The sequence below is a fragment of the Streptomyces sp. P17 genome, from assembly GCF_032436805.1.
GTDB lineage: Bacteria > Actinomycetota > Actinomycetes > Streptomycetales > Streptomycetaceae > Streptomyces.
On the sequence record NZ_JAVRBF010000312.1, the window covers coordinates 1 to 487 of the forward strand.

Here is a 487-nt window from a genome sequence, read left to right on the forward strand (position 1 = left end):
GGCGGATTTATTCCATGCGGTTTCTGATTTTTGCGCCGCTTTTTGCGCTTCGGCGGCTACTTTTCCTGATTCCTCCACCGCTTTTTTGGTGATGGCCTCTTGCGAGGTGCCTACGGCTTGCGCTGCTTTTTCTTGCGCCAGCTTGGTTTTTTCGGCAGCATCGATGGCCGCCGTTGCAGCAGCTTCGTAGGCTGTGCGGGCTTCGCGCTCCAGCCGCTCAAGGCGCTGCGATTGGGTTTCGGCGGCATGTTCGGCGGCGCTTGCCGCCTTGGATTCAAAGGCCAGCGCTTTTTGCTCGGCGCTGGCAAAATGGCGGTCTGCCGATGCCGACATTTCGGCCGCGGCCATCTCAAAGCGCTCGCTCACCTCACCAAACGAGATTAAGGCCAGCCCCTCAAGCAGCTTGGCAATGGCTTTTTGGCCGATGCCGGCAAACACATCCATAGCCACGCCGATGCCGTAAATACCGTCATGCAAATGGCCGATA

Annotated in this window: 1 pseudogene; it reads right to left on the reverse strand. The window is 58.3% G+C overall.

Going from position 1 to position 487, the window contains the following annotated elements:
- Nucleotides 1-487: pseudogene (locus tag RMT89_RS41040) on the reverse strand (hypothetical protein); the annotation flags it as partial.